The sequence below is a fragment of the Streptomyces sp. NPDC001156 genome, from assembly GCF_053598275.1.
The window spans coordinates 1-2,378 of sequence record NZ_JBSFJX010000455.1 but is presented as its reverse complement, the minus strand read 5'-3'; the positions used below and the strand labels follow the sequence as shown (position 1 = coordinate 2,378).

Here is a 2,378-nt window from a genome sequence, read left to right as displayed (position 1 = left end):
CAGGACGCCAGATGCATCTCGTACACCGAGAACGGCGCCTCGTGCACCGCAGTGTCCGCACGCTGTGCCAGCCACTCCTCGTCCCCCCACACGTACGCCGACTCCGTCACGATCGACGCGGTGGCAGGCGGTACCTCGGCGTGCCGGGCCATGGGATCCGCCCGCACGCTGTGCGTGCCGTCCGGGCGCGTGATGTCGAACTTGTAGCGCGTCCCGGGTTCGATACCGGGCACGAACAGTTCCCAGACGCCGCTCGAGCCGAGCGAGCGCATCGGATGGGCGCCGCCGTCCCAGTGGCAGAAGTCCCCGCAGACTCGGACCCCGCGCGCGTCCGGCGCCCAGACGGTGAACCGGGTTCCCCGGACCCCGGCGTGGGTCATCACCCGCGCACCGAGCGCCGTCCAGAGCTCCTCGTGGCGCCCCTCGCCGATCAGATGCAGGTCGAACCCGCCGAGCGCGGGCAGAAAGCGGTACGCGTCGTCGGTCTCCAGCACCGTGTCGTCGTAGGCCACCAGGAGCCGGTAGGAGGGGATGTCCTGGAGCAGCAGCAGTCCCGAGAAGAAGCCGCCACCGTCGTCGTGCAGCTCCGCCCACTCCTCCCCCAGAACGACGGTCACCGAGAGCGCACACGGGCGCAGCACCCGGAAGGCCACCCCGGCCGCCACCGGGTGCGCGCCCAGCACCGCGTGCGGGTCGTGGTGCGTGCCCGCCAGCAGCCGCTCCCGGTCGCCGGGTGCCGCGGGAGCGGGTTCCGGGGTGCCCAACGACGGTGAGGCGAGGGGCGGTTGTTGGGTGATGGTCACGGCGTCAGCCTCCTCAGGCCGGGGCGTTCGGCGAGGCGTGCGATCGCCGCCATCGGCACGGGCAGCCAGTCGGGGCGGTGCCGGGCCTCGTACAGCACCTCGTACACGGCGCGGTCCGTCTCGTACGCCCGCAGCAGCGCGGGTTCCGACCGGGGATCCCAGCCCGCCTCGGCGGCGTAGCCGACGCAGTACGCCTCGCGGCAGTGCAGGGCCCACTCGGGGCGCCAGGGCCTGCGGGCGTGGGCGGCGTAGTCGAAGGACCGGAGCATGCCCGCGACATCACGGACCGGGGACCGGGCGCGGCGCCGCTCGGGGAGCGGGCGGGCCGGCTCCCCCTCGAAGTCGATCACGTGCCACCGCCGTTCGGCCCACAGCACCTGTCCCAGGTGCAGGTCACCGTGGATGCGCTGGGCGCTCCGGGGCGTGCGCAGTGCGCTCAGCTCGTTGAAGGCCTCACGCAGCCCGGACGCGTGGGGCAGCAGTTCCGGTACGGCGTGGATGGCGTCCTGCAGACGGCCCGTCATCGCGGACGCGAGCCGCCTGTTCTCGGGCGCGCCCCGGGCCTCGACGGGGAACGCGGCGGCGAGTGCCAGATGCACCTCGGCCGTGGCCCGCCCCATCTCGTACGCCTCGGCCCCGAAGTCCCGTCCATGGGCGAGGGCCTCGAGGGCCTGCGTCCAGCCGTCGACACCGCCGCGCAGGAACGGCTGAACCACACCGAGCGTCGCGTCCCACGGGCTCGAGGTGCGGAACCAGGCCACCGGTGCGGGTACGCGGGTACATCCCTGCCGGGCCAGGGCCCAGGGCACTTCCAGGTCCGGGTTGATTCCGGGGCGGACCCGGCGGAAGACCTTCAGGATGTACGTGTCGCCGTACACCAGCGAGGAGTTGGACTGTTCGGCCTCGAGAAGACGAGGGGCCAGTCCGGTGGGGATCGAAACCCGCCAGTCACGTTCGAAGCGGAGGGCGCCTGTGGTGTCCGGCGTGCGCAGCCGCTCCAGGAGCAGGGACGCCGCGTGCGGTTCCTGGAGGGCGTCGTGGACCAGCAGTCCCGCCAGGGGGCCTTCGGTCACGCGTCCCAGTACGGCCGGGGAGAGCCGGGGCGACAGCGACTCCCGCACGCCGAGGAAGAGCTGGTAGCAGTCGTGGGTTGGGGCGGCGTCCGGCCCGCGTATCGCGGGCGGTTCGGCGTGGTCGGCGCGGACCAGGACGTGCAGGAAGTCCGGTTGCAGCTCGGTCACCGACAGCAGCGCCAGATCCGTGACCGGGCGCCCCTTGCCGGCGAACCAGCGCTGACGCGGCAGCCACTCCCGCAGGAGACCGGAGAGCGAGGCCAGCAGCAAGGTGGGGCCGAGGCCGTACCGGCGGAGCGTTGCGGTCTGGGTCTTCGCCATGGCATCGCGTCCTTTCCGTGACGGCCGGCCGATCAGCGGCGATCGGTCAACTGCCGACGAACAGATGGACCCTGGTGGCCTGCGGCACGTTCTTCCGGAGTCGGAACCAGTAGAAGCCGTGGCCTGCGAGGGTGAGGAGGTAGGGGAGTTCGCCGATGGCGGGGAAGCGGACTCCGCCGAT

At 72.5% G+C, this 2,378-nt stretch carries 2 protein-coding genes; both read right to left on the bottom strand.

Annotation, left to right across the window (positions count from 1 at the left end; translation table 11 throughout):
* On the bottom strand, positions 1 to 764 hold a 764-nt coding region (locus tag ACWDA7_RS52075), incomplete at its 3' end, for a GlgB N-terminal domain-containing protein (protein WP_450615142.1).
* A 35-nt stretch (positions 765 to 799) separates the two neighbouring features.
* The gene (locus tag ACWDA7_RS52070; RefSeq protein WP_450615140.1) at positions 800 to 2,197 is read right to left on the bottom strand and encodes a maltokinase N-terminal cap-like domain-containing protein; all 1,398 of its coding nucleotides are present in this window, start codon (positions 2,195 to 2,197) and stop codon (positions 800 to 802) included.
* Positions 2,198 to 2,378: the final 181 nt, after the last annotated feature.